Genomic DNA, 21763 nt, shown 5'->3' with positions numbered 1-21763 from the left:
GGAATGCCCAAAATCCGCTATTGCGCCAAATTGTTTTAAGCCTAAAATGTTTCCCAGATCGTGCTGCCGGGTGCAATCCATGCTGAAAGGAGCGTGCGATGGCCAACGCCGCCAAGATTCAAGTGTCGGGCTCGCATGACGGCAACGCTGCGACGGCCCATGTCGATACGTTTGCGCGGCAGCATCTGCCGCCACGCGAGCTCTGGCCCGAGTTCATCTTCACGCGGCCGGAGCTGCACTATCCGCCGCGACTGAACTGCGTCAGTTACTTCCTCGACCGCTGGGTCGAACAGGGCCATGGCGATGCGCCCTGCGTCATCAGTCCCGCCGTCAGCTACACCTATCGCGAGCTGCAAGCGCTGGTGAACCGCATCGCCAACGTGCTGGTCGGCAAGCTCGGTCTCATCCCCGGGGGTCGCGTGCTGCTACGCTCGGCCAACAACCCGATGATGGTCGCGACCTATCTCGCAGTGATCAAGGCCGGCGGCATCGTCGTGGCAACGATGCCGCTCTTGCGCGCCAAGGAGCTGTCCTACCCGATCCAGAAGGCGGAGATTGCGCTCGCGCTGTGCGACGGAAAGCTCGCCGAGGAGATGGAGAAGGCAAAGGCTGCGGCGCCAATTCTCAAGCGAGTTGTTTATTGGGGCAATGGCGCGGCGGACTCGCTCGAAGCGCTCAGCGCGGACGCGAGCCCGGAGTTCAAGGCCGTCGATACCGCCTCAGATGACGTCTGCCTGATCGCCTTTACGTCCGGCACGACAGGCGATCCCAAGGGCACCATGCATTTCCACCGCGACATGCTCGCGGTCTGCGACGGCTATGCGCGCAACATCCTGCGAGCCGAACAGAAGGATCGCTTCGTCGGCTCGGCGCCGCTCGCGTTCACCTTCGGCTTCGGCGGTGTGCTGTTTCCGATGCATATCGGCGCCTCTTTCGTGGTGCTGGAGAAGACGACGCCCGACGACGTGCTGACGGCAATCGAGCAATACAAGACCACGGTCTGCTTCACGGCGCCGACCGCTTACCGGGCGATGATCGGCAAGCTGCCGGGCCGCGACATCTCCTCGCTTCGCAAATGTGTTTCCGCGGGCGAGACGCTGCCCAAGCCGACTTTCGACGCCTGGCTCAAGGCGACCGGGATCAAGCTGATGGACGGCATCGGCTCGACTGAATTGCTGCACATCTTCATCAGCGCGACCGAGGACGAGATCCGCCCCGGCGCGACGGGCAAGCCCGTGCCGGGCTATGAGGCCAAGATCGTCGACGATGACGGCCACGATTTGCCGCCGGGCACGATGGGGAACCTCGCGGTGCGCGGGCCGACCGGATGCCGCTATCTCGCCGACGAGCGGCAGCGCAAATACGTCAAGAACGGCTGGAATATCACCGGCGACACCTACCTGATGGATAGCGACGGCTATTTCTGGTACCAGTCTCGCTCCGACGACATGATCGTGTCGGCCGGCTACAATATCGCGGGCACCGACGTCGAGGCGGCGCTGCTCACGCATCCGGCGGTCGCCGAGTGCGGCGTGGTCGGTGCCCCCGACGAGGCGCGCGGCATGATCGTGAAGGCCTATGTCGTCGCGACGCCCGGCGTGACACCGGACGCAGAGCTCGTGACCGAGTTGCAGGAACATGTCAAACGCGAGATCGCGCCGTACAAATATCCGCGTGCCATCGAATTCGTGGCACAACTCCCCAAGACCGAGACCGGAAAATTGAAGCGCTTTGCCCTGCGGCAACTGGCGCAGGCCGCCGCAACGTCCTCAGGCGTCGCGGCGGAATGAGAAGAGGATGAAGAATTGTCCGTGACGACGCCGAAAGGCCCGCAACTCGCGGTGCTGCCGACAGCAGCCGAGGATGACACCCGCTCGCGGGTGCAGGTGCTCCAGCCGTCGGGGTGGCCGATGCCGAAGGGCTATGCCAATGGCATGGCCGCTGAGGGGCGCATCGTCGTCACGGGCGGGGTGATCGGCTGGGATGCCGAAGAGCGTCTTGCCGACGGCTTTGTCGCGCAGGTGGCGCAGACCTTGAGCAACATCGCCGCGATCCTGGCCGAGGCAGGCGCGAGGCCCGAGCACCTCGTGCGGTTGACCTGGTATGTCGTCGACATGGACGAGTACCTGTCCAAGCTGAAGGAGCTCGGCAAGGTCTACCGTGCCGTCTTCGGCGCAAATTACCCGGCGATGGCGCTGGTGCAGGTGGTGCGCCTCGTGGAGAAGGCGGCGCGCGTCGAGATCGAGGCCACCGCCGTCATTCCACGCTGAATCGCGTCCGGTTCAGCTCGCCTTGTCAGCTTGCCTTGTCAGCTGGCCTTGGCGAGCTCGTCGTCCTCGGGCGAGTTCAGATAGACGCCCGACATGGTGTCGACCCAGCACAGATGGTCGTGCACCTTCTTCACGCCATCGACGTTCTCGGCTGCGACGATCGCGGCCTGCCGCGTGCGCTCTTCGGTGATGACGCCGCTGAGGTGAACGATGCCGTCGCGGACGATGACGTTCAGCCCGAACGGGCACCAGTCGTTCTTCTCCATGGTGTCGATGATGCGGCTGCGAATGTGGTCGTCATCCGCCGTCGGATCACGCACTTCGCGGGCGAGCCCCGCCACCGCCTGCAGCAGATTGGCGCGGGATACGATCCCGACGACCTTGTCGCCGCGCACCACCGGCAGCCGCTTCACGTTGTTCCGCTCCATGAGGTCGACGATCTCGGCGAGCGCCGTATCCTCCGTGATGGTGACGACCGTGTCGGTCATCACCTCCGCGACCTTGCGGCCGTGCTCGTGGACGAAATCGCTGGCCGACTTGCCCGGACCAAGGATGAACCGCAGCCAGCGTCCGCGCTTGCGCCCGGTGCCGATTTCGCTGCGGCGGATGAAATCTCCTTCCGACACGACGCCGACCAGCTTGCCGGTATCGTCGACCACCGTGAGACCGCTGACATGCCGCTTCAGCATGATATTTGCCGCCTCGACGATGCTTGTGTCGGGGGTAACCGAGATGACCGACCGGGTCATGATCTGGTGGGCGCGCATGGACAACTCCGCTGGCTCTATCGAAATTCGATGCGCGAAAACTAGCTCGGACATCAGGGTGCGGCTTGACTCAGGTCAATCGGACGAGGCCCGTCCGTCCTGATTAAGCAATCGTGATCCGCGCCCCGGATTTGATGCAGCTCAACGCCTCTGCGAAGCCTCGTCATATCCTGCCGCCGACGTAGACCAGAAGCCCCTCGGGAACATTGAGCCATGAGCGTCGTGCAGATCTTTCCACGGGCCGAAGTGCCGGCGGCGCAGGCTCTTCCCGTCAATTCCGTCGCTGCTCCCGAAGCCTCGACGGTGAGCCCCGAAACACCCGCCGGAATGCCTGCCGCCGCCGATCCTCCGCCTGCATCGGAGCCATATCCTCTCGACCGCGCATTTCACGCGATGCTGGCGCGATTCACAGGCGGGATTTCGCCGCTGGCCTTGTCGCTCGCCTGGCTCGACTGGAGTTCGCATCTGGCTGCGGCGCCGCAGCGCCAGATGGAGATTGTCCGCAGCATCCTGCGCGACACCGGCCGGCTGGCGGAAGCCGCCGCGCACGCGGCGTCACCGGAGCAAAAGCCGTGGTCTGTGATCCAGCCGCAGGGACGCGATCGCCGCTTCAGCGGACCGCAATGGGAGACCGCGCCGTTCAATCTGCTGGCGCAGGCATTTCTGCTCACAGAGCGCTGGTGGCGGGACGCGGCGACCGGCGTGCGCGGCGTGTCGCACGCCAATGAGGCCATCGTCGAGTTCTCGATGCGCCAGATGCTCGACATGCTGGCGCCGTCGAATTTCGCGGCGACCAATCCGAAAGTCCTGGAGAAGGCGTTCCAAAGCGGCGGCGAGAACTTTGTCTTCGGTTGGCAGAACTGGTGCAGCGACTTGATGCGCCTGCTGTCCGCCTCGAAACTGGCGGACGGCGAGCAGTTTGTGGTCGGCAGGTCGGTGGCGGCGTCGCCCGGCAAGGTCGTCTACCGTAACGCGCTGATCGAGCTGATCCAATACCGTCCGACCACGGCGCAGGTGCGACCAGAGCCGATCCTGATCGTGCCGGCCTGGATCATGAAGTACTACATCCTCGATCTCTCGCCGCAGAACTCGCTGGTCAAATATCTGACCGGTCAGGGTTTCACCGTGTTCGCGATCTCCTGGCGCAACCCGGATGCGGCGGATCGGGATCTCGCCTTCGACGACTATCGCAGGCTGGGGGTCATGGCGGCGCTGGACATGATCGGCCGCGTTATTCCGGGTCGGAAGACCCATGCGCTCGGCTATTGTCTGGGAGGTACATTGCTGTCGATCGCTGCCGCCGCAATGGAGCGCGACGGTGATAAGCGCCTCGGCACCGTTACTCTCCTTGCCGCCCAGACAGACTTCACCGAGGCCGGAGAGCTGACGCTCTTCATCAATGAGAGCCAGGTCGCCTTTCTCGAAGACATGATGTGGCAGCGCGGTTACCTCGACACGACCCAGATGGCCGGCGCCTTTCAGCTGCTGCGCTCCAACGAACTGATCTGGTCGCGGCTGTCGCACGACTATCTGATGGGTGAGGGCGCGCCACCAAGCGATCTGATGGCGTGGAACGCGGACGCAACGCGGCTGCCTTACCGCATGCATTCGGAATATCTGCGAAAGCTGTTCCTCGACAACGATCTGGCCGGCGGGCGCTATCACGTCGGCGGCAGGAACGTTTCGCTGTCCGATATTCACGCCCCCATGTTCGTGGTCGGCACACTGGCCGATCACGTCGCGCCGTGGCGATCCGTCTACAAGATTCACTATCAGGTCGATGCCGACGTGACGTTCCTGTTGACCAGTGGCGGCCACAATGCCGGCGTCGTCGCGCCTCCCGACGAGCCCGGCCACAGCTATCAAGTGCTGAGCAAGGCCGAGGATGCGCCCTATGTCGGTGCGGACGAGTGGCTGAAGCTGGCTCCGCGCGTTGAAGGGTCGTGGTGGCCGGAATGGACCAAATGGCTGGCGGCGCGCTCCGGCGCGCCTTGCGATCCGCCACCGATCGGGCTTGGAGACGCTCCCGGCCTGCCCGATGCGCCAGGGGACTACGTCCACACTTAAACCTCCGGCTCGGAATTCGGTGCGAGGTCCGAGGAGCGAAAGGGTTTGGTCTTGTCCAGTTTGCGGTAGGCCGTTGACGCCGTCCGCAACAGCTTCTTTTCCCGTTTGCGGTTGCGGAATCGATTGCCGGCTTCGACGCCGGCGCCGTTCAACGACGCCGCCAGCGCCTGTCCCCGCGCATCGTCGTTCAATCGTCCGAGCGACCGTTGCGCCTTGCGCAATTTCTTGAGGATGGATTTCTGTTTCGTCAGCGATTCATCGGCGAACAGGTCCTGGAGCGACTCGATCGAATAGGTCAGCCGCTTGTTGAGAATCCGCAGCTTGTGGCGCTTCTCGACGTCGAGCTTGCGGAGTTTTCGCGCCTTCTTGAGCAGCGCCGTCTCCCACTCGGTCAGCCGCTCCGTCGCGTGATAGGCGAGCGTGCAGCGGCGCAATCGTATGGCTTCCTTGCTGCGCCGGGTCGACCAGGGGCCGCTCTCGATCCAGGTCGAGGTCTGCTCGACAAGGCGGCGATACCGCGCGGATTGCAGCGCGCGCGCCAGCAGGCGGTGGCTCTCGGCGCGCTTTTCGTCCCAACGCTGAAGCTCGGCGACCACCGCGAGATTGTCGCCACTCTCGGCGACGATCCGCTCGATCGCCACGTCGAGATCCCGTACCATGCCGAGCTGACCGTTCAGCCATTTTAGCTCGGCCCAGACCTTCGGGCGCAGGGCGTCGTCGACTATCGGCGAGAAGAAGCGGATGGCAGTTCGCAGATGCGTCAATGCGATCCGGATCTGGTGCAGCGCGTCGGGATCGCCGCGGCAGGTGCCGTCATGCTGGGCGAGCACGGCATCGAGGTGACGGCGCGCGATGATGCGGAACGCCGTATCGCAGGCCATGCCGGGGCTGAGGCGGCCGGGCAGGGCATTGCGCCGCGCCGCCGGCGTGGCGCGAACGGCCGTCGAGGTCGTGGTGGGTCGCGCCATCTTTGTCCGCGCCAATCAGATTGCCTTATTTGCTTTCAGCGATCGCGTCCCGGCAGTTCTGGAGCGTCTGCGCTTGTGTCCCGGATGCATCGATGGTCGCCCAGCCGACGTGACCGATATTATAGTGCTCTTGCTGCGCAGCAACCTCTTGCGTGGCGTCGGATGCGTCTCCCCGGCGACTTCCGATCCGCATCTGCCGGGTCGCAAGGTCCGCAACCAGAAACAGGCCGTTCAGGGGCACATTGCGCTCCCGCGCCAGTGTGGCGATCGCGTCCCGTTCGTCCTCGCGGGCGAAGACGCCGTCGATGATCGCCGAATGGCCCTGCGCCAGCACCCGCCGGGCGTGCTGAACCAGCGTGTCGTAGACGCGGGCCGCGTGCTCCGGCGTGTAGGCGGACGGCGGCAGGCGGTGCGTGTCCTCGACCCCGAACATCTGCTTGCGGACGAGGTCGCTGCGCAGCACGATTGCTCCCGGGGGCGGTGCGACGACGGGCGCGAGCGCGAGCGCCAGGACCGTCTTGCCGGTGCCTGACAGGCCGCCGACCGCAATCAGGCGCGGGGCGGCAGGATGGAGCAGCGTCCTGGCGAGGTCAAAATAACGCTGTGCCTGGTCAAGGATGCCGGCGTCATCGGAATGCGGCGGCTTCAGCCGTGCCAGGGCTACCTGGGCGCGGATCGCCGCCCGGATGGACATCAACAGCGGCAGGGCCGAGAGCGCGTCGAGATTGTCGGCCGGCGTCACGGCGAGATAGCGGTTCAGGACGATGTTGGCCGCATCTGGCTGATCGTGGTGCAACAGGTCCATCAGCGTGAATGCGAGATCGTAAAGCACGTCGACGGTTGCCATCTGCGCATCGAACTCGATGGCGTCGAACAGCACCGGCCGGTCATCGATCAGAACGATGTTTGCGAGATGCAGATCGCCATGGCAGCGGCGCACGAAGCCTTGACCGCCGCGCTCTGCGAGCAGCGGACGAACGCGCGAAAATGCCTCGTGGGAGGCTTTGCCGAGCTTCTCGATGTCTGCCGCGTTGAAATGGCCGCCGGTCCGCAGACCGTGACTGTTGCCGTCGATCAGGGCGGGGATGGAGGCGACCCATGCGTCGCCGTCGGCGCGTGTCGCCGCGCCGTGGGAAGCGACGATCGCGTCGGCGGCAGCCGAGGCAAGGGCTGCATCCAGCGGGCCGGCCTTTGCCAGATGATCGAGCGTCCGGTTTTCGTCGAAGCGCGCCATCTCCACCGCATACTCGATCGGCCGGCCGGGACCGTCGACCTGCACCGAGCCGTCCGCCTCCTCGGTGATCGCCACGACCCGGTGGTAGATCTGCGGCGCCAGCGGCCGGTTGATCCGGATTTCCTCCTCGCAGGCCGCCTTGCGCTTCTCGAGCGTCGAATAATCGAGGAAGGGAAACTGCACGGCGCGCTTGATCTTCAACGCGCGCTTGCCGTCGAGGAACACGGAAGCTGCGTGCGTATCGATCCGCCTCACGTCAGGATGCACGGCAGAATCGGTTAGAGCCGCAAAGATCCGGTCCTGGGTCGCAGAATCGTTTGTCATTCCCGCTGGCACATCCAGATGCGTCGGAAGGCGGCCCGTCCGCCGACCAAGGTAATCCTTAGAAGCAGATCGCGGCCAGTCCTTGACGTCGGTTAACGCCAGTTACTGGTGGACTGGACGAGGTTTTCTTGGCTTGACGAGGATCAAGCCTCTCGACCAAAGCCGGCCTATTGTGGCGGCCAAGGAGAATCCCGATGCCCATCAAGGATGTCTTTCTGCCGCTTGTCGGCCAGCCGCGCGGATCGGCCCTGGTTGCGATCGAGAAATGTGTGGCCGTCGCCGCCGACCTCGGCGCCAGGATCACGGCGCTCGCGCTCGAGGAAGACGTTTTCGAGCGGCCGAAAGTGATGCTGCCCCATGACCGCGATTCCGCGGAGGCCGGCAGTTCGCGTGAGGCGAACGACACGCAGCAGCTCCTCAATGCCTTCACCAATGCGGCGTCCCGCGCCAACATCCGCGCCCAGAGCCGAACGGGCAAGGTGCCGGCGGACGAGATCGCGGCGATCCTGGCCGAGCATGCCCGTTTCAGCGATCTCACGCTGTTTCCCGTGAAGCCGCACGACAGCCGAACGGAGCACATCATCGAAACTTTCCTGTTCGAATCCGGGCGGCCGCTGCTGCTCTGCCCGGAGCAGCATGCGGAGCAGTTGCGGCCGGAATTCGAGAACGTCATGATCGCCTGGGATCATTCTGCCCGCGCTGCGCGTGCGGTCGGCGACGCCTTGCCGATTCTTCAGGCTGCCAGCGTGGTCCGTGTGGTGACGGTAACGCAGGACAGGGATGACGCAGTCGTGCAATCCGGCGCGGCTCTCGTCGATCATCTCAGGGAACACGGGGTCTATGCCTCCTTCGAAACGGTGACCGGCAACGGCAGCTCGATCGGCAAGGTGCTGGGAAGCTGGGCGAATTCCCACGGCATGGATGCGATCGTGATGGGCGCCTACCATCACTCACGCCTGAACGAGATCGTGTGGGGCGGTGTGACAAAGACCGTCATTGGCCAGCCACCGTGCTGGGTTATGATCTCGCACTAGGCTCGCCATCTTTCCAGCCTGATCGTCAACCATCGGAACCGCCGCTGACCCGGCGCATTTGCTTTCATGTCAACCTATCGTCTCAACAATCTGCTGGCGCCGCGTTCGGTTGCGCTCGTCGGCGCGAGCGCCCGTCCGGTCTCCGTTGGACGCGCCGTTCTGGAAAACATCCACAAGACCGAATTCAAGGGGCGGTTCGGCCTCGTCAATCCACGCCATGCCGAAATCGGCGGCGTCGCCGCGGTGAAAAACCTGGACGGCTTGGACTTCGTGCCCGAGCTCGTGGTCATCACCGCGCCGGCGCGCGAGATTCCCGGTATCATCGACCAGGCCGGGCGTCGCGGCTCGGCGGGCGCGCTGATCGTCTCGGCCGGGCTCGGCCACGGACCGGGATCTCTGCACGAGGCTGCAATCGCGGCGGCCCGCAAATACGGCATGCGGCTGATCGGACCGAACTGCCTCGGCATCATGATGCCCGGGGTCAGCCTGAATGCCAGCTTTGCCGCACACATGCCGGGGGCGGGCAGCCTCGCGTTGATCTCGCAATCGGGCGCGATCGCTGCCGGCATGGTCGACTGGGCTGCGCAGCGCGGCGTCGGCTTTTCCGGCATCGTCTCGATCGGCGATCAGATCGATGTCGACATCGCCGATCTGCTTGACTATTTCGCGATGGATCACAAGACCCGCGCGATCCTGCTCTACATCGAATCTATCAAGGACGCGCGCAAGTTCATGTCGGCGGCGCGTGCCGCCGCTCGCGTCAAGCCCGTCGTCGTGGTGAAATCCGGCCGCATGGCGCAGGGCGCAAAGGCGGCCGCCACGCATACCGGCGCGCTCGCCGGCGCGGACGCGGTCTATGACGCGGCGTTCCGCCGCGCGGGTGTCCTGCGCGTCTCAGATCTGCGTGAGCTGTTCGATTGCGCCGAGACGCTCGGCCGCGTCGAATCTCCGACGGGAAAGCGTCTCGCCATCCTGACCAACGGTGGCGGCATCGGCGTCCTCGCCGTCGATCGATTGGTCGAGCTCGGCGGAATTCCGGCGACTATCTCACCGGAGGTGCGCAAGACGCTCGATGCGGCTCTGCCGCCGACCTGGTCCGGTGCAAATCCCGTCGACATCGTGGGCGATGCCGACGCCTCGCGCTACGCGGCGGCGCTGGAGGTGCTGCTGGCCGATCGCGACAATGATGCGGTCCTGGTCCTCAACGTGCAAACGGCGATCGCCTCGGCCGCCGAGATCGCCACGACCGTGACCGAGATCGTCGGCAAATATCGCGAGCAGCACCGCCGATGGGCCAAGCCCGTATTGGCGGCCTGGGTCGGCGCCGATCAGCACATCATTCAGGCCCTTTCCGGTGCCGGTATGCCGAACTATCCGACCGAGGACGACGCCGTGCGCGGCTTCATGCATCTGGTCCGGCACCGTGAAGTGGTGGAGGAGCTGAGCCAGGTTCCTCCCGCGATGCCCGATACGTTCGTACCGGATGCAAGGGGGGCGAGGCAGATCGTCACCGCCGCGATTGCTGATGGCCGCGAGTGGCTCGAGCCTGTCGAGATCAAGCACCTGCTCGAGGCCTACGACATCGCGATGGTGCCGACCTATGCGGCGGCCGATGTCGAGCAGGCGGTGGCCTATGCGAAGGAAATCTTCGCGCAGGGCGGCACCGTGGTGCTGAAGATCATGTCGCGGGACATCATCCACAAATCCGATGTCGGCGGCGTCGTGCTCAATCTGACGACGCCGGAGGCCGTGCGGGCCGCCACTTCAGACATCCTCGCCCGGGCGAGAAAGCTGCGGCCCGAGGCCCGCATCGGCGGCGTCATCGTCCAGGCGATGGTCGTCAAGGCGAAGGCGCGCGAGTTGATCTTGGGCCTCGCCAACGATCCCACTTTCGGCACCGTCGTGGTGTTCGGCCGTGGCGGCACGGCGGTGGAGATCATCAACGACAAGGCGCTGGCGCTGCCGCCGCTGGACTTGCAGCTCGCCCGCGATTTGATCGACCGCACGCGCGTGTCACGGTTGCTAAAAGCCTATCGTGATGTGCCGGCGGTCAAGCAGGACGCCGTGGCCATGGTGCTGGTCAAGCTGGCGCAGATGGCGGCCGACATTCCCGAGATCCGCGAATTCGACATCAATCCGCTGCTGGCGGACGAAACCGGCGTGACCGCGGTCGACGCCCGCGTTGCCGTCGGCCCGCCGCAGCGGAAGTTTGTCGGCTCCGGCCCGGCCAATTTCGCCGTTCGCGCCTATCCTTCGCAATGGGAGCGCCGCCTCAAGCTCAAGGACGACTGGCGCATCTTCGTGCGGCCCATGCGCCCCGAAGACGAGCCGACCATCCACGAGTTCCTGCGTCACGTCACGCCGCACGACCTTCGCCTGCGCTTCTTCGCACCGATGAAGGAGTTTACCCACGAGTTCATCGCGCGCCTGACCCAGCTCGACTATGCGCGCGCGATGGCGTTCATCGCCTTTGATGAGGCCACCGGCGAAATGGTCGGCGTGGTCCGGCTCCATTCGGATTCGATCTACGAGAGCGGCGAATACGCGATCCTGCTGCGGTCCGACCTCAAGGGCAGGGGGCTCGGCTGGGCGCTCATGCAGCTCATCATCAACTACGCCAGGTCGGAGGGGCTGAAAGTCATCTCGGGCGACGTGCTCAAGGAGAACAGCGTGATGCTCGAAATGTGCCGGCAGCTCGGCTTCGAGGTCAAGCCCGATCCGGCCGAGCCCGATATCTGCGACGTCAAATTGAAGCTCTGAGCGCCCCTGCTTCAGGAGCGCGCTTCAGCCGAATTCGCTGAGGCGGACGACTTGGAGGACGTCCCCAGGTTCCTGATGATGATCGCGATCAAGGGCACCAGTACCGGCACGATCGTGCTGAGCGGATGATGCACCGCGCCCGACACCTGGGCCTGAAGCGCACGCGCCTCGAGCTGAAGAGCTTCGATGGAGGTGTCGTGAATCTCGTTGGCGAGCTCGATATCGCGGCCTGACGGAGCCCGGCCGGCGATCGCGAAGAGAGCGGCCGCGATGGCGAAATTGACGGCGCCGAGGATGGCCGCCGCGGCAATCGCACTCCAGATCTGCACCAGCGCGAAATAGGCAGACAGCTCCAGCATCAGAAGCCCGAACGCCGCGATCAGCGCCGCAAAGGCACGCAAGCCGAGGCCAACAAGCAGATGGCGCAGCCTGATGTCCGCGATGATCCTGTCGGTGCGCCACAGCGCGCGTAGATGTTTGACCACATTCTCGGTATTCACCTAATGTCTCCTCAGCATGAAGCCGACAACGACGCCGAGCGCGAAGGCGGAGGCGAGCGACGTGATCGGACGCTGCGCTATGAGACCCTGGAGCTGCGCCTGCTCTTCGTCCACGGTCTCGCCGAGTTCGGTCAGCGCGGCACGGATCTGATCGGCGAGCGCCTCGGCGCGGTCCTTCGAGCTCTCGAACATCTCCTCGCCGGCGGTGCTCAGCAAGCGTGTGACATCAACCTTCAGCGCCCGCAATTCTTCGCTCATCCTGTCGCTGTCGAACATGGACTCTTATCCCCATTGAATGAAAGCGAGCCTAAGGCGCACCTGTGCGTTCGCGCTTGATTTGCCTCAAGCGGTGGCCGCAGTCCGGGTCTTGAGACAGGTCAAGCCGGCCGCCATATGCTGGCCTAGAAATGCCGTCTGAATGGGGACCGATTGTCCCGATGAGGTGGAAGCGTGAACCACGAACCGCTGTTGCTCGCGACGCCGTCCGGCGACGCGCTGAACCTGCGCCCCGAAGGGCCCTGGACCGCCGCGAATGTGGTCACGCTCGAGACATTGTCCCGGTCGGTCGGTGCCGACGTCGATCGCTCGCGCGTCGTCACCCTGGACATGTCGGGCGTCAGTGCGCTCGACACGCTCGGTGCCTGGGTCCTGGAAAAATTGTCGCGCCGGGCCGCAACATCGGGCAGATCGGCCGAATTCGTCGGCGTCGCCGATCAATTCAGCGGGCTGCTGGATGAGGTGCGCCAGGTCAACCGCCACACGCCGGCCCCGACGGCTGCGCCCAATCCGGTGCTGGCGAGGCTGGGCGATCTTGGCAAGTCCACGGCCGATGCGCGGGAAGACATCACGATCTTCCTCCAGATGCTCGGCGCATTGTTCATGGCCGCGATCGGCGTGCTGCGCCGGCCGCGTTCGCTGCGGCTGACCTCGCTGGTGTATCAGCTCTACCGCATCGGGTGGCAGGCGATCCCCATCGTCGCGCTGATCACCTTCCTGATCGGCGCCATCATCGCGCAGCAGGGCTTCTTCCACTTCCGCAGGTTCGGCGCGGAGTCCTACACCGTCGACATGGTCGGCATCCTGGTGCTGCGTGAGCTCGGCGTGCTGATCGTCGCCATCATGGTCGCGGGACGGTCGGGAAGCGCCTACACTGCCGAGCTCGGCTCGATGAAGATGCGCGAGGAGATCGACGCGCTCTCGACCATGGGGCTCGATCCCGTCGACGTCCTGATCCTGCCGCGCGTTGCGGCCCTGGTCATTGCGCTGCCGATCCTCACCTTCATCGGATCGATCGCCGCGCTCTATGGCGGCGGTCTCGTCGCGCAGTTCTATGGCGACATGGGGCCGGCGATCTACATCGCCCGGCTGCACGAGGCGATCTCAGTCACCCATTTCGAGGTCGGCATCCTGAAGGCGCCGTTCATGGCGCTGGTGATCGGGATCGTGGCCTGCAGCGAGGGATTGCGGGTCAAGGGCAGCGCGGAATCGCTCGGGCGGCAGACCACGACGTCGGTGGTGAAGTCGATCTTCCTGGTGATCGTGCTCGACGGCCTGTTCGCGATCTTCTTTGCCTCGATCGGAATGTGACGATGGACGCATCGCAGGACCAGTTCGCGATCCGCGTCCGTGACCTCGTGGTCGGATTCGGCCGCCAGACCGTGCTCGACCATTTGTCCCTCGACGTCCGCCGCGGCGAGATTCTCGGGCTGGTGGGGGCGTCCGGCGGCGGCAAGTCGGTGCTGATGCGCACCATCATCGGCCTCATCCCGCGCCAAGGTGGGACCATCGAGGTCATGGGGCAGCCCACCGGCGGCCACGGCCGCGGCGCCGCCACGACATGGGGCATCCTGTTCCAGCAAGGCGCGCTGTTCTCCTCGCTGACGGTCCGCCAGAACGTCCAGTTTCCCTTGCGCGAAAATCTCGTCCTGTCGCAGGAGCTGATGGACGAGATCGCGATCGCCAAGCTCGAGATGGTCGGCTTGCGCGCCCAGGACGCCGACAAATATCCGGCGGAGCTGTCGGGCGGCATGACCAAGCGCGTGGCGCTGGCGCGCGCCCTCGCGCTCGATCCGCCGATCCTGTTCCTGGACGAGCCGACCTCCGGTCTCGATCCGATCGCCGCCGGCGATTTCGACGCGCTGATCACGACGCTGCAAAAGACGCTGGGGCTGACCGTGTTCATGGTGACCCACGACCTCGCGAGCCTGACCACGGTCTGCGACCGCGTCGCCGCCCTCGCCGACGGCAAGATCGTGGCGATCGGCCCGATGCGCGAATTGCTGCAATCCGAGCATCCCTGGGTGCGCGCCTATTTCCACGGCAAGCGCTCGCAGATGCTGCAACACGAGATGAGATGAGACATGGAAACCCGCGCTCCCTACGTGCTGATCGGCAGTTTCGTGCTGGCCGCGATCCTCGCGGTGTTCGGCTTCGTCTACTGGCTGAACAACACCGGCGGCATCGGGCCGCGCACGAACTATCATGTGCAATTCCAGGGGCCGGTCCCAGGCCTCCTGGTCGGCGCCGGCGTGCTGTTCAACGGCATCCGCGTCGGTGAGGTGACCCAGCTCGGGCTCGCGCCGGATAACCCGCGCTTCGTCAATGCGACGATCTCGGTTGCGACCGCCACCCCGGTGCGTTCCGACACCAGGGTCGGCCTCGAATTCCAGGGCCTGACCGGCGTGCCGGTGGTGACGTTGGAGGGCGGCGCGATCGTCGCCAAAGCAGGCGAGCCCGTGACCTTGATCGCCGAAGCCGGCGCCGGCCAGAGCATGACGCAGGCGGCGCGCGATGCGCTGCGGCGGGTCGACACGGTGCTCCAGGACAATTCGGGCCCACTGAAGGACACCATCGCGAATTTCAAGACGTTCTCCGACGGGCTCGCGCGCAACACCGGCAAGCTCGACGGCATTATTGCGGGCCTGGAGAAGATGACCGGCGGTGGGACGCCCGCGCAGAAAATCACCTACGACCTGCGTACGCCGAAGAATCTCGAGCCGGCCGGCAAGACGCTCTCCGCCTCCCTGGCCATTCCCGAGCCGACCGCGGTCGCAATGCTGCAGACCCAGCGCATGCTGTTCGCGCCCGTCGGGGACCGGCCGGGTTTTGCGGATTTTCTCTGGGCCGACAGCATTCCGAAACTGGTGCAGGCGCGCCTGATCGACAGCTTCGAGAATTACGACATCGCCCACGCCCCGCTACGCACGAGCGATCTCGGTCAGGCGGATTACCAGCTCCTGATCGACATCCGGCGCTTTCGGATCGCCACGGAGGGCGAGGCACGGGTGGAGATCGAACTGTCGGCGCGGATCGTCGACAAGAACGGCAAGGTGGTGGCATCCCGACTGGTCGAGACCAGCGAAAAGCTCGACAAGGTCGAGCCGGCCGCTGCAGTCGCCGCCTTCGATGCAGCCTTTGGCCGCATCGCCAAGGAGCTGATCGGGTGGAGCGTGCAGGCGGTGTGACGCCTTCTATTCCAGCGTCTTCAGGTAGGACAGGAGATCGTGGATCTGGTCCGGACTGAGCTCGAAGGCCGGCATGTCGTCGTGACCGGTGTAGATCCCTTCGGCCAGCGCCTCACCAAGGGTCTCGATCGGATAACGCTGGTGCAGCGTGCGCAGCGGAGGCGCGCGCTCGAGCGGACTGCGGGAGACGCGGTCGATCGCGTGACAGCGTGCGCAATTGGCCCGTGCGAAGGCCTTGCCGCGCTGTTCGGCGGTCGGGGCCGCCAGCGCCGGCATCATCAGAAGTAGCCCGATCAGGCCGTGACGCAGGGCGGCTTGCAGCATGGAAAATGATCCCGTCGAACTCTGTACGCAGAATATGACGGGGACGCCGCTCAAATTTGATCTCTGTCAATTGGCTTTGGCGCAGTGCAGTAAAATGCACCCGCGCGGTGGACTCGGCCTGGTGTCGGGAGCAGCCGGCGCGGGGAGCGGTGGATGAAGCCTTCCGTGGTCACGATCGAGCCGAACGGCCATTTCTGCAGCGATTGCGCCGTACGTGGAGCGGCGGTCTGTTCGTCGCTGGATGCGGCCGAGCTCAGGGAATTCGAGCATCTCGGACGCCGCGTTCATTTTGACTCCGGCGAGACCGTGTTCTCCGAGGAGGACATCACGACCTCGTTCTACAACGTCCTCGAAGGCGTCATGCGGCTGTACAAGCTGCTGCCCGACGGCCGGCGGCAGATCGTCGGTTTTGCCTTGCCCGGCGATTTCCTCGGGATGAACATATCGGGCCGGCACAATTTTTCGGCCGATGCGATCGGCGCGGTGACCGTCTGCCAGTTCGCCAAGGCGCCGTTCGGCCGTTTCATCGAAGCCCGGCCGCTTCTACTCAGGCGGATCAACGAGCTGGCTATCCGCGAATTGAGCCAGGCGCGCGACCATATGGTCCTGCTCGGCCGCCGCTCGGCCGACGAGAAGGTCGCGACCTTTCTGCTCGGCTGGCGGGAACGGCAGGTCGCGCTCAAGGGGCTGTCCGACACCGTTCCGCTTCCGATGAGCCGTCAGGACATCGCCGACTATCTCGGTCTGACCATCGAAACCGTCAGTCGCACCTTCACCAAGCTGGAGCGTCACGGTGTGATCGAGATCATTCACGGCGGCATCAGCCTGCTCGATCCTGCCCGTGCCGAGGCGCTGGCCGCAGCCTGATGGTCCGTCCGCAACGCCCCGAAATTTTTGATCTCGATCAATGACACCGGGCGGCTGCAGCAAATAATGCTCCAACAATCCGGGAGGTACATGATGCCCGCTGATGCGTTGCTGGTGACCATCGTCGTCGTCGCGATCTTCGTCGCATTCGCCGCAGCTCTGGCCTGGGCAGACCGGCAAACCAGTGCAGGCCGGCTCGATCCGGATTCCAAGCGCTGACCTCCTGAGGTCTTGATCCGCTCAGACCCGCCAACAGCCGACGCTCGGCGGCTTGGCCTTCGCCAGCGCCTCAACGCAAGCGCGGCTTGCGCTGCCTGCAACTCTGCATCGACCGGGCCGCATCGGCGCAGCCTTCGGATGCAGGCTTTCGGCTTGAACGCGGCCTTTTCGCGGCATTTGCCACAAAACGCGCGGGTGCTTTCCGGTTGAAAAGCCTGATAACGTTGACTACGCAGGAACCTCAGTGCCTCGCAGTCTTAGGAGCCCCGCGGCGTGCCTCAGGACAAGACCGGCGACCCCCGACAGTCGGCGGGCAACAAACTATCGGTCCTGCGCAAGCACCCGATCTTCGCGGATCTGGAGCCGGAAGCGCTCGATCAGCTTTGCCGCTACGCCAAGCACACCACCGTGAAGCGCGGCGCGACGATCGCTGCCAAGGGCGATCCCGGCAACAATCTGTTCGCGGTGATCACGGGGACAGTGAAGATTTCCTCCTCGTCGCCCGATGGACGGAACGCCATTCTCAATCTGATCGGTCCCGGAGAAATCTTCGGCGAGATCGCGGTGCTCGACGGCGCTCCCCGGTCGGCCGATGCGACCGCCAACACCAATTGCGAGCTCTACATCATCGATCGCCGGGACTTCCTGCCGTTCGTGAAGAGTCAGCCGGCGCTGGCGATGAAATTCATCGAGCTGCTCTGCGCCCGTCTGCGCTGGACCAGCCAGCAGGTCGAGCAGGTCATCCTCCAGAATCTGCCGGGCCGGCTGGCGAGCGCACTTCTCGGTCTCACCGAGGAGCGCAAGCTCGACTCCGGCAGCGGCACGCTCGCCATCACGCAGCAGGAGATCAGCGAGATGGTGGGGATGACGCGCGAGAGCATCAACAAGCAATTGCGCGCCTGGGCCGGCCGCAACTGGGTTCGGCTCGAGCACGGCGCCATCGTCGTGCTCGATACGGATGCGCTGCGCGAACTCGCCGAGAGCGGTCTCGACGGCGAGTAGTCGCTCCGTCTTAATCCTCGATGATCGCGACCGCGCGGGTCCAGCCCGCGGAGGCGCGTTCGATCTTCACCGGAAAGCATGAGACCGTGAAGCCGGTCGAAGGCAGCTGGTCGAGATTGTGCAGCTTCTCGAGATGGCAATAGCCGATGTGCCGTCCCGCCTTGTGGCCTTCCCAGATCAGGCCGGCATCCTTTGTTTCGGCATATTTCTTCGCGGTGTAGAGGAACGGCGCGTCCCAGCTCCAGCCGTCGGTGCCGGTCAGCCGCACCCCGCGTTCGAGCAGATACATGGTGGCTTCATAGCCCATGCCGCAGCCGGAATTGACGTAGTCGGCCTTGCCGAATTTGGCGCCGGCGCTGGTGTTGACGACCACGATCTCCAGCGGCGACAGCGTGTGCCCGATGCGCTTCAGCTCCTTCTCGACGTCGTCGGCACCAGCCACGTAGCCGTCGGGCAGATGCCGGAAGTCGAGCTTCACGCCGGGCTGAAAGCACCATTCCAGCGGCACCTCGTCGATCGTCCATGACCGCTCGCCGCGGTTCATCGTCGGATGGAAGTGCCAGGGCGCATCGAGATGGGTGCCGTTATGGGTCGACAGCGAGACCTGCTCGACGGCCCAGCCCTGGCCATCGGGCAAATCCTGCGCCTTGAGGCCCTCGAAAAACTGCAGCATGCGGGGCAGGCCCTGCTGGTGATCGATATACTGGATGGTCGGATGGTTGCCCGGCGGATCGGCCGTCACGTCGTTTCTGAGCGGCACCGAGATATCGATCAGCTTCCGCGGCATGGGCATTCCTTCGAGATAGTCCGCTGTTTCGGACATCTTGAGGGGCCTGTCTTGGGCGCGTCAAGTCACCTGCCGGCGACGCAAGCCGTCCCGCCGGCTTCCACAACGACGCGAATTGCGCCAGATTGATCGATGCAACTGCTGCATCGATCAATGCCGGATTTGGCTTGGACATGGAATGCCGCGCGCCCTAGGGACGACATTGGCGCTTGACTTCACACCTGAAGGGGAGCGACCCAAGGCGGCGTGCAGCCTGCCGACAACGACATAATCAACCCAGGAGGAAGCCCAGATGAAGACACTCACCGGTATCGTCGCAGCCGTTGCATTGGTGCTCTCAGCGCCGCTGGCGACCGCACGCGACTTCCGCTCCGCCGACGTCCATCCCGCAGATTACCCGACCGTCGAGGCCGTCAAGTTCATGGGCAAGCAGCTCGCGGCGGCGAGCGGCGGCAAGCTCGGCGTAAAGGTGTTTCCCAACGGAGCCCTGGGCTCCGAGAAGGACACCATCGAGCAACTCAAGATCGGCGCGCTCGACATGATGCGGATCAACGCATCGCCGCTCAACAATTTCGTGCCGGAAACCATCGCGCTGTGCCTGCCGTTCGTCTTCCGCGAAACCCAGCACATGCGCACCGTCCTCGACGGGCCGATCGGCGATGAGATCCTGGCGGCCATGGAGCCGGCGGGCCTGGTCGGCCTTGCCTATTACGACAGCGGCGCCCGGTCCATTTACACCGTGAAGGCGCCGGTCAAGTCGCTCGCGGACCTGAAGGGTCTGAAGATCCGCGTTCAGCAGTCCGATTTGTGGGTCGGCATGATCCAGAGCCTCGGCGCCAACCCGACGCCGATGCCGTATGGCGAGGTCTATACCGCGCTCAAGACCGGCCTCGTGGACGCTGCCGAGAACAACTGGCCTTCCTACGAGTCGTCGCGCCATTTCGAGGCCGCCAAGTTCTACAACATCACCGAGCACTCCCTGGCGCCCGAAGTCCTGGTGATGTCCAAGAAGGTCTGGGACACGCTGAGCAAGGAGGACCAGGCCATGGTCCGCAAGGCGGCCAAGGAATCGGTTCCCGTCATGCGCAAGCTCTGGGACGAGCGTGAGCAGGCGTCCCGCAAGACCGTCGAGGCCGCCGGCGTTCAGGTCGTGACGATCGCCAACAAGGCGGAATTCGTCGATGCGATGAAGCCGGTGTACCAGAAGTTCGCGGGCGACGAGAAGCTGCAGGGCCTCGTCAAGCGTATCCAGGACACGAAGTAACACCACAGCGTCGGGTCCGGCGTCGCCGCGAAGGCGACACCGGACCCGCGCCAGGAGGCGCGGGAATGACAGACCCACACGTCGCAGATCACGAGCAGGGGGCAGTCGTGGCACGCCCGGCGACCGGCTTGCTGTCGCGCGTCAATGCCGTCGTCGCGCGCCTGGGCATGTATCTGTCCGTGAGCGGACTGCTCCTCATCGTCACCGTCGTGTTCTACCAGGTGTTCGGTCGTTACGTGCTCAATTCGAGCCCGACCTGGACGGAGAACCTTGCGCTGGTTCTCATCCTCTACGTCACGCTGATCGGCGCCGCCGTTGGCGTGCGCGATGCCGGACACATCGGGATGGACAGCCTTCTGGTGATGCTGCCGGATCACGCGCGCGAGAAGATCGAGCTCGTCATCCACGTCCTGGTGGCCGCGTTTGGCGTCGCGATGGCCTATAACGGCTGGATTCTCGGCGCATCCGTCGGGACCGTGAAGATCCCCAATCTCGGCCTGCCCGAGGTCATCCGCTATGTCCCGTTGATCGCCTCCGGCGTCCTGATCGTCTCCTTTTCAATCGAGCACATCATTGCTCTCCTGCGCGGCGAAGAGGTCGTCCCCTCATGGAACTGATCATCCTCGGCGCCACCTTCTTCGGCTTCCTGATCCTCGGCGTCCCCGTCGCCTTCGCGATCGGTCTCTCGGCGATCTGCACCATCCTCTACGAGGGTCTGCCGGTCGCCGTCATCTTCCAGCAGATGATGTCGGGGATGAACATCTTCTCGTTCCTTGCCATCCCGTTCTTCGTCTTCAGCGGTGAGCTGATGCTGCATGGCGGCGTCGCCGACAAGATCGTGCAGCTCGCCAAGAATCTCGTCGGTCACATCCGCGGCGGGCTCGGCATGTCGAACGTGGTCGCCTGCACCTTGTTCGGCGGCGTCTCCGGCTCGCCCGTGGCCGACGTGTCGGCGATGGGCGCGGTGATGATCCCGATGATGAAAAAGGAAGGATTCGACACCGACTACGCGGTCAATGTCACGACCCACGCCTCGCTGGTGGGCGCCTTGATGCCGACCAGCCACAACATGATCATTTATGCCCTGGCAGCCGGCGGCAAGGTCTCGATCGGCGCGCTGATCGCCGCAGGCCTCCTGCCGGCAATCGTGCTGATGGTGTGCATGCTGGTCGCCGCCTACGCTGTCGCGGTAAAGCGCGGCTATCCGGCCGGCAAGTTTCCGGGCTGGGCTGAGGTTTTTCGCTCGCTCGCGGCCGCGCTGCCGGGTCTTCTGATCGTCGGCATCATCCTGGCGGGCATCCTGTCCGGCGTCTTCACGGCAACCGAGTCTGCGGCCGTCGCGGTCACCTACACGATGCTGCTGACGTTCTTCATCTACCGCACCATGACCTGGAACAATTTCCTGCGCGCCGCCGCCAAGGCGGTGAAGACGACGGGCGTGGTGCTGCTGCTGATCGGCGTCTCCACCATGTTCCAGTACCTGATGGGGCTCTACGAGGTAGCGGACCTCGCCGGCGACCTGATGAGCAAGGTCTCCACGCAGCCCTGGGTCATCTTCCTGCTCATCAACGTCATCCTGTTCGTGCTCGGCACGTTCATGGACATGGCTGCGACCATTCTGATCTGCACCCCGATCTTCCTGCCGATCGCGATGAAGGCGGGCATGGATCCGGTGCAGTTCGGCATGCTGATGCTGATCAATTGCGCCCTCGGGCTGAACACCCCGCCGGTCGGAACCACCCAGTTCGTGGGCTGCGCCATCGGCGGCATTTCGGTGGGCGCGGTGATGCGCACCATCCTGCCGTTCTACGCTGCGCTGATCGCAGCACTGATGTTCGTGACCTACGTCCCTGCATTCTCGCTGTGGCTGCCCCGCCTGCTGATGGGTTACAAGGGCTAGCAGCTACAGGAG

The 21763-nt window shown here is 64.6% G+C and carries 21 protein-coding genes; 14 read left to right on the top strand and 7 right to left on the bottom strand.

All coding sequences use genetic code 11. From position 1 onward, the window contains the following. Positions 1 to 98: 98 nt before the first annotated feature. Both GGD67_RS21365 and GGD67_RS21360 read left to right on the top strand, forming a co-directional pair. Complete coding sequence (locus GGD67_RS21365) at positions 99 to 1790, top strand: benzoate-CoA ligase family protein (protein ID WP_179735642.1); 1692 nt, start codon at positions 99 to 101, stop codon at positions 1788 to 1790. A gap of 21 nt (positions 1791 to 1811) precedes the next feature. After that, positions 1812 to 2270: a RidA family protein gene (locus GGD67_RS21360; RefSeq protein WP_409411111.1), complete on the top strand. Its 459-nt coding sequence runs from the start codon at positions 1812 to 1814 to the stop codon at positions 2268 to 2270. A 38-nt stretch (positions 2271 to 2308) separates the two neighbouring features. Here the strand turns inward: GGD67_RS21360 and GGD67_RS21355 are convergent, their stop codons facing one another. Beyond that, positions 2309 to 3037, bottom strand: coding sequence for a CBS domain-containing protein (locus GGD67_RS21355; protein ID WP_092260888.1), 729 nt, complete (start codon positions 3035 to 3037; stop codon positions 2309 to 2311). 213 nt (positions 3038 to 3250) lie between these two features. Between GGD67_RS21355 and GGD67_RS21350 the strand changes: the two genes are divergently transcribed. Beyond that, on the top strand, positions 3251 to 5104 hold the full coding sequence (locus GGD67_RS21350) for an alpha/beta hydrolase (RefSeq protein WP_179735638.1): 1854 nt from the start codon (positions 3251 to 3253) through the stop codon (positions 5102 to 5104). Here GGD67_RS21350 and GGD67_RS21345 read toward each other — a convergent pair. Both GGD67_RS21345 and GGD67_RS21340 read right to left on the bottom strand, forming a co-directional pair. Next, positions 5101 to 6072 carry a CHAD domain-containing protein gene (locus tag GGD67_RS21345; RefSeq protein ID WP_018319249.1) on the bottom strand — a complete coding sequence of 324 codons (972 nt, stop codon included), beginning with the start codon at positions 6070 to 6072 and terminating at the stop codon, positions 5101 to 5103. The genes GGD67_RS21350 and GGD67_RS21345 overlap by 4 nt on opposite strands. A gap of 25 nt (positions 6073 to 6097) precedes the next feature. After that, complete coding sequence (locus GGD67_RS21340) at positions 6098 to 7630, bottom strand: bifunctional aminoglycoside phosphotransferase/ATP-binding protein (protein WP_179735636.1); 1533 nt, start codon at positions 7628 to 7630, stop codon at positions 6098 to 6100. 194 nt (positions 7631 to 7824) lie between these two features. Here GGD67_RS21340 and GGD67_RS21335 point away from each other — a divergent pair, with 194 nt between their 5' ends. Together GGD67_RS21335 and GGD67_RS21330 are read left to right on the top strand one after the other, a co-directional pair. After that, positions 7825 to 8664, top strand: a complete 840-nt coding sequence (locus GGD67_RS21335; protein WP_179735634.1) for a universal stress protein — start codon at positions 7825 to 7827, stop codon at positions 8662 to 8664. Between the two features lie 66 nt (positions 8665 to 8730). Continuing rightward, on the top strand, positions 8731 to 11424 hold the full coding sequence (locus GGD67_RS21330; RefSeq protein WP_179735632.1) for a bifunctional acetate--CoA ligase family protein/GNAT family N-acetyltransferase: 2694 nt from the start codon (positions 8731 to 8733) through the stop codon (positions 11422 to 11424). Between the two features lie 11 nt (positions 11425 to 11435). Here GGD67_RS21330 and GGD67_RS21325 read toward each other — a convergent pair whose 3' ends face one another. Further along, a complete protein-coding gene (locus GGD67_RS21325; RefSeq protein WP_179735630.1) occupies positions 11436 to 11924 on the bottom strand; it encodes a phage holin family protein in 489 nt (162 codons plus the stop codon). Continuing rightward, entirely contained in the window at positions 11925 to 12200 is a 276-nt protein-coding gene (locus GGD67_RS21320) for a hypothetical protein (RefSeq protein WP_179735628.1), read from the bottom strand. A gap of 174 nt (positions 12201 to 12374) precedes the next feature. Here GGD67_RS21320 and GGD67_RS21315 point away from each other — a divergent pair, with 174 nt between their 5' ends. From GGD67_RS21315 to GGD67_RS21305, 3 genes are read left to right on the top strand one after another with little or no spacing between them, the layout of a single operon-like run. Continuing rightward, positions 12375 to 13511, top strand: a complete 1137-nt coding sequence (locus GGD67_RS21315) for an ABC transporter permease (protein WP_179735626.1) — start codon at positions 12375 to 12377, stop codon at positions 13509 to 13511. Between the two features lie 2 nt (positions 13512 to 13513). Beyond that, positions 13514 to 14281, top strand: a complete 768-nt coding sequence (locus tag GGD67_RS21310) for an ABC transporter ATP-binding protein (protein ID WP_018319256.1) — start codon at positions 13514 to 13516, stop codon at positions 14279 to 14281. 3 nt (positions 14282 to 14284) lie between these two features. Next, the gene (locus tag GGD67_RS21305) at positions 14285 to 15388 is read left to right on the top strand and encodes an ABC-type transport auxiliary lipoprotein family protein (protein ID WP_179735624.1); all 1104 of its coding nucleotides are present in this window, start codon (positions 14285 to 14287) and stop codon (positions 15386 to 15388) included. A 6-nt stretch (positions 15389 to 15394) separates the two neighbouring features. On the opposite strand, the gene GGD67_RS21300 is transcribed toward GGD67_RS21305, so the two are convergent. Then, positions 15395 to 15712 carry a c-type cytochrome gene (locus GGD67_RS21300; RefSeq protein WP_092260908.1) on the bottom strand — a complete coding sequence of 106 codons (318 nt, stop codon included), beginning with the start codon at positions 15710 to 15712 and terminating at the stop codon, positions 15395 to 15397. Positions 15713 to 15865: 153 nt separating this feature from the next. Here GGD67_RS21300 and GGD67_RS21295 point away from each other — a divergent pair, with 153 nt between their 5' ends. From GGD67_RS21295 to GGD67_RS21290, 3 genes are all read left to right on the top strand, one after another. Further along, positions 15866 to 16579 (top strand): helix-turn-helix domain-containing protein, encoded by a 714-nt coding sequence (locus tag GGD67_RS21295; RefSeq protein WP_179735622.1) that lies wholly within the window; start codon positions 15866 to 15868, stop codon positions 16577 to 16579. Between the two features lie 90 nt (positions 16580 to 16669). Continuing rightward, positions 16670 to 16798, top strand: coding sequence for a hypothetical protein (locus GGD67_RS39790; RefSeq protein ID WP_283806129.1), 129 nt, complete (start codon positions 16670 to 16672; stop codon positions 16796 to 16798). Between the two features lie 273 nt (positions 16799 to 17071). After that, the gene (locus tag GGD67_RS21290) at positions 17072 to 17800 is read left to right on the top strand and encodes a Crp/Fnr family transcriptional regulator (protein WP_092260910.1); all 729 of its coding nucleotides are present in this window, start codon (positions 17072 to 17074) and stop codon (positions 17798 to 17800) included. A 10-nt stretch (positions 17801 to 17810) separates the two neighbouring features. Here GGD67_RS21290 and GGD67_RS21285 read toward each other — a convergent pair whose 3' ends face one another. After that, complete coding sequence (locus GGD67_RS21285) at positions 17811 to 18587, bottom strand: cyclase family protein (RefSeq protein ID WP_092261203.1); 777 nt, start codon at positions 18585 to 18587, stop codon at positions 17811 to 17813. Between the two features lie 292 nt (positions 18588 to 18879). Between GGD67_RS21285 and GGD67_RS21280 the strand changes: the two genes are divergently transcribed. From GGD67_RS21280 to GGD67_RS21270, 3 genes are all read left to right on the top strand, one after another. Beyond that, positions 18880 to 19851 carry a TRAP transporter substrate-binding protein gene (locus GGD67_RS21280; protein ID WP_179735620.1) on the top strand — a complete coding sequence of 324 codons (972 nt, stop codon included), beginning with the start codon at positions 18880 to 18882 and terminating at the stop codon, positions 19849 to 19851. Positions 19852 to 19916: 65 nt separating this feature from the next. Continuing rightward, a complete protein-coding gene (locus GGD67_RS21275) occupies positions 19917 to 20468 on the top strand; it encodes a TRAP transporter small permease (RefSeq protein ID WP_179735618.1) in 552 nt (183 codons plus the stop codon). Beyond that, complete coding sequence (locus GGD67_RS21270; RefSeq protein WP_092260916.1) at positions 20459 to 21751, top strand: TRAP transporter large permease; 1293 nt, start codon at positions 20459 to 20461, stop codon at positions 21749 to 21751. Before GGD67_RS21275 ends, GGD67_RS21270 begins: the two co-directional genes overlap by 10 nt. The last annotated feature ends 12 nt before the right edge of the window (positions 21752 to 21763 follow it).

Origin of the sequence: Bradyrhizobium sp. IAR9 (assembly GCF_013408065.1) — a bacterium.
Taxonomy (GTDB): Bacteria; Pseudomonadota; Alphaproteobacteria; order Rhizobiales; family Xanthobacteraceae; genus Bradyrhizobium.
Note: the sequence above shows the minus strand (reverse complement) of the source record. Positions and strands in the feature narration are given on the sequence as shown.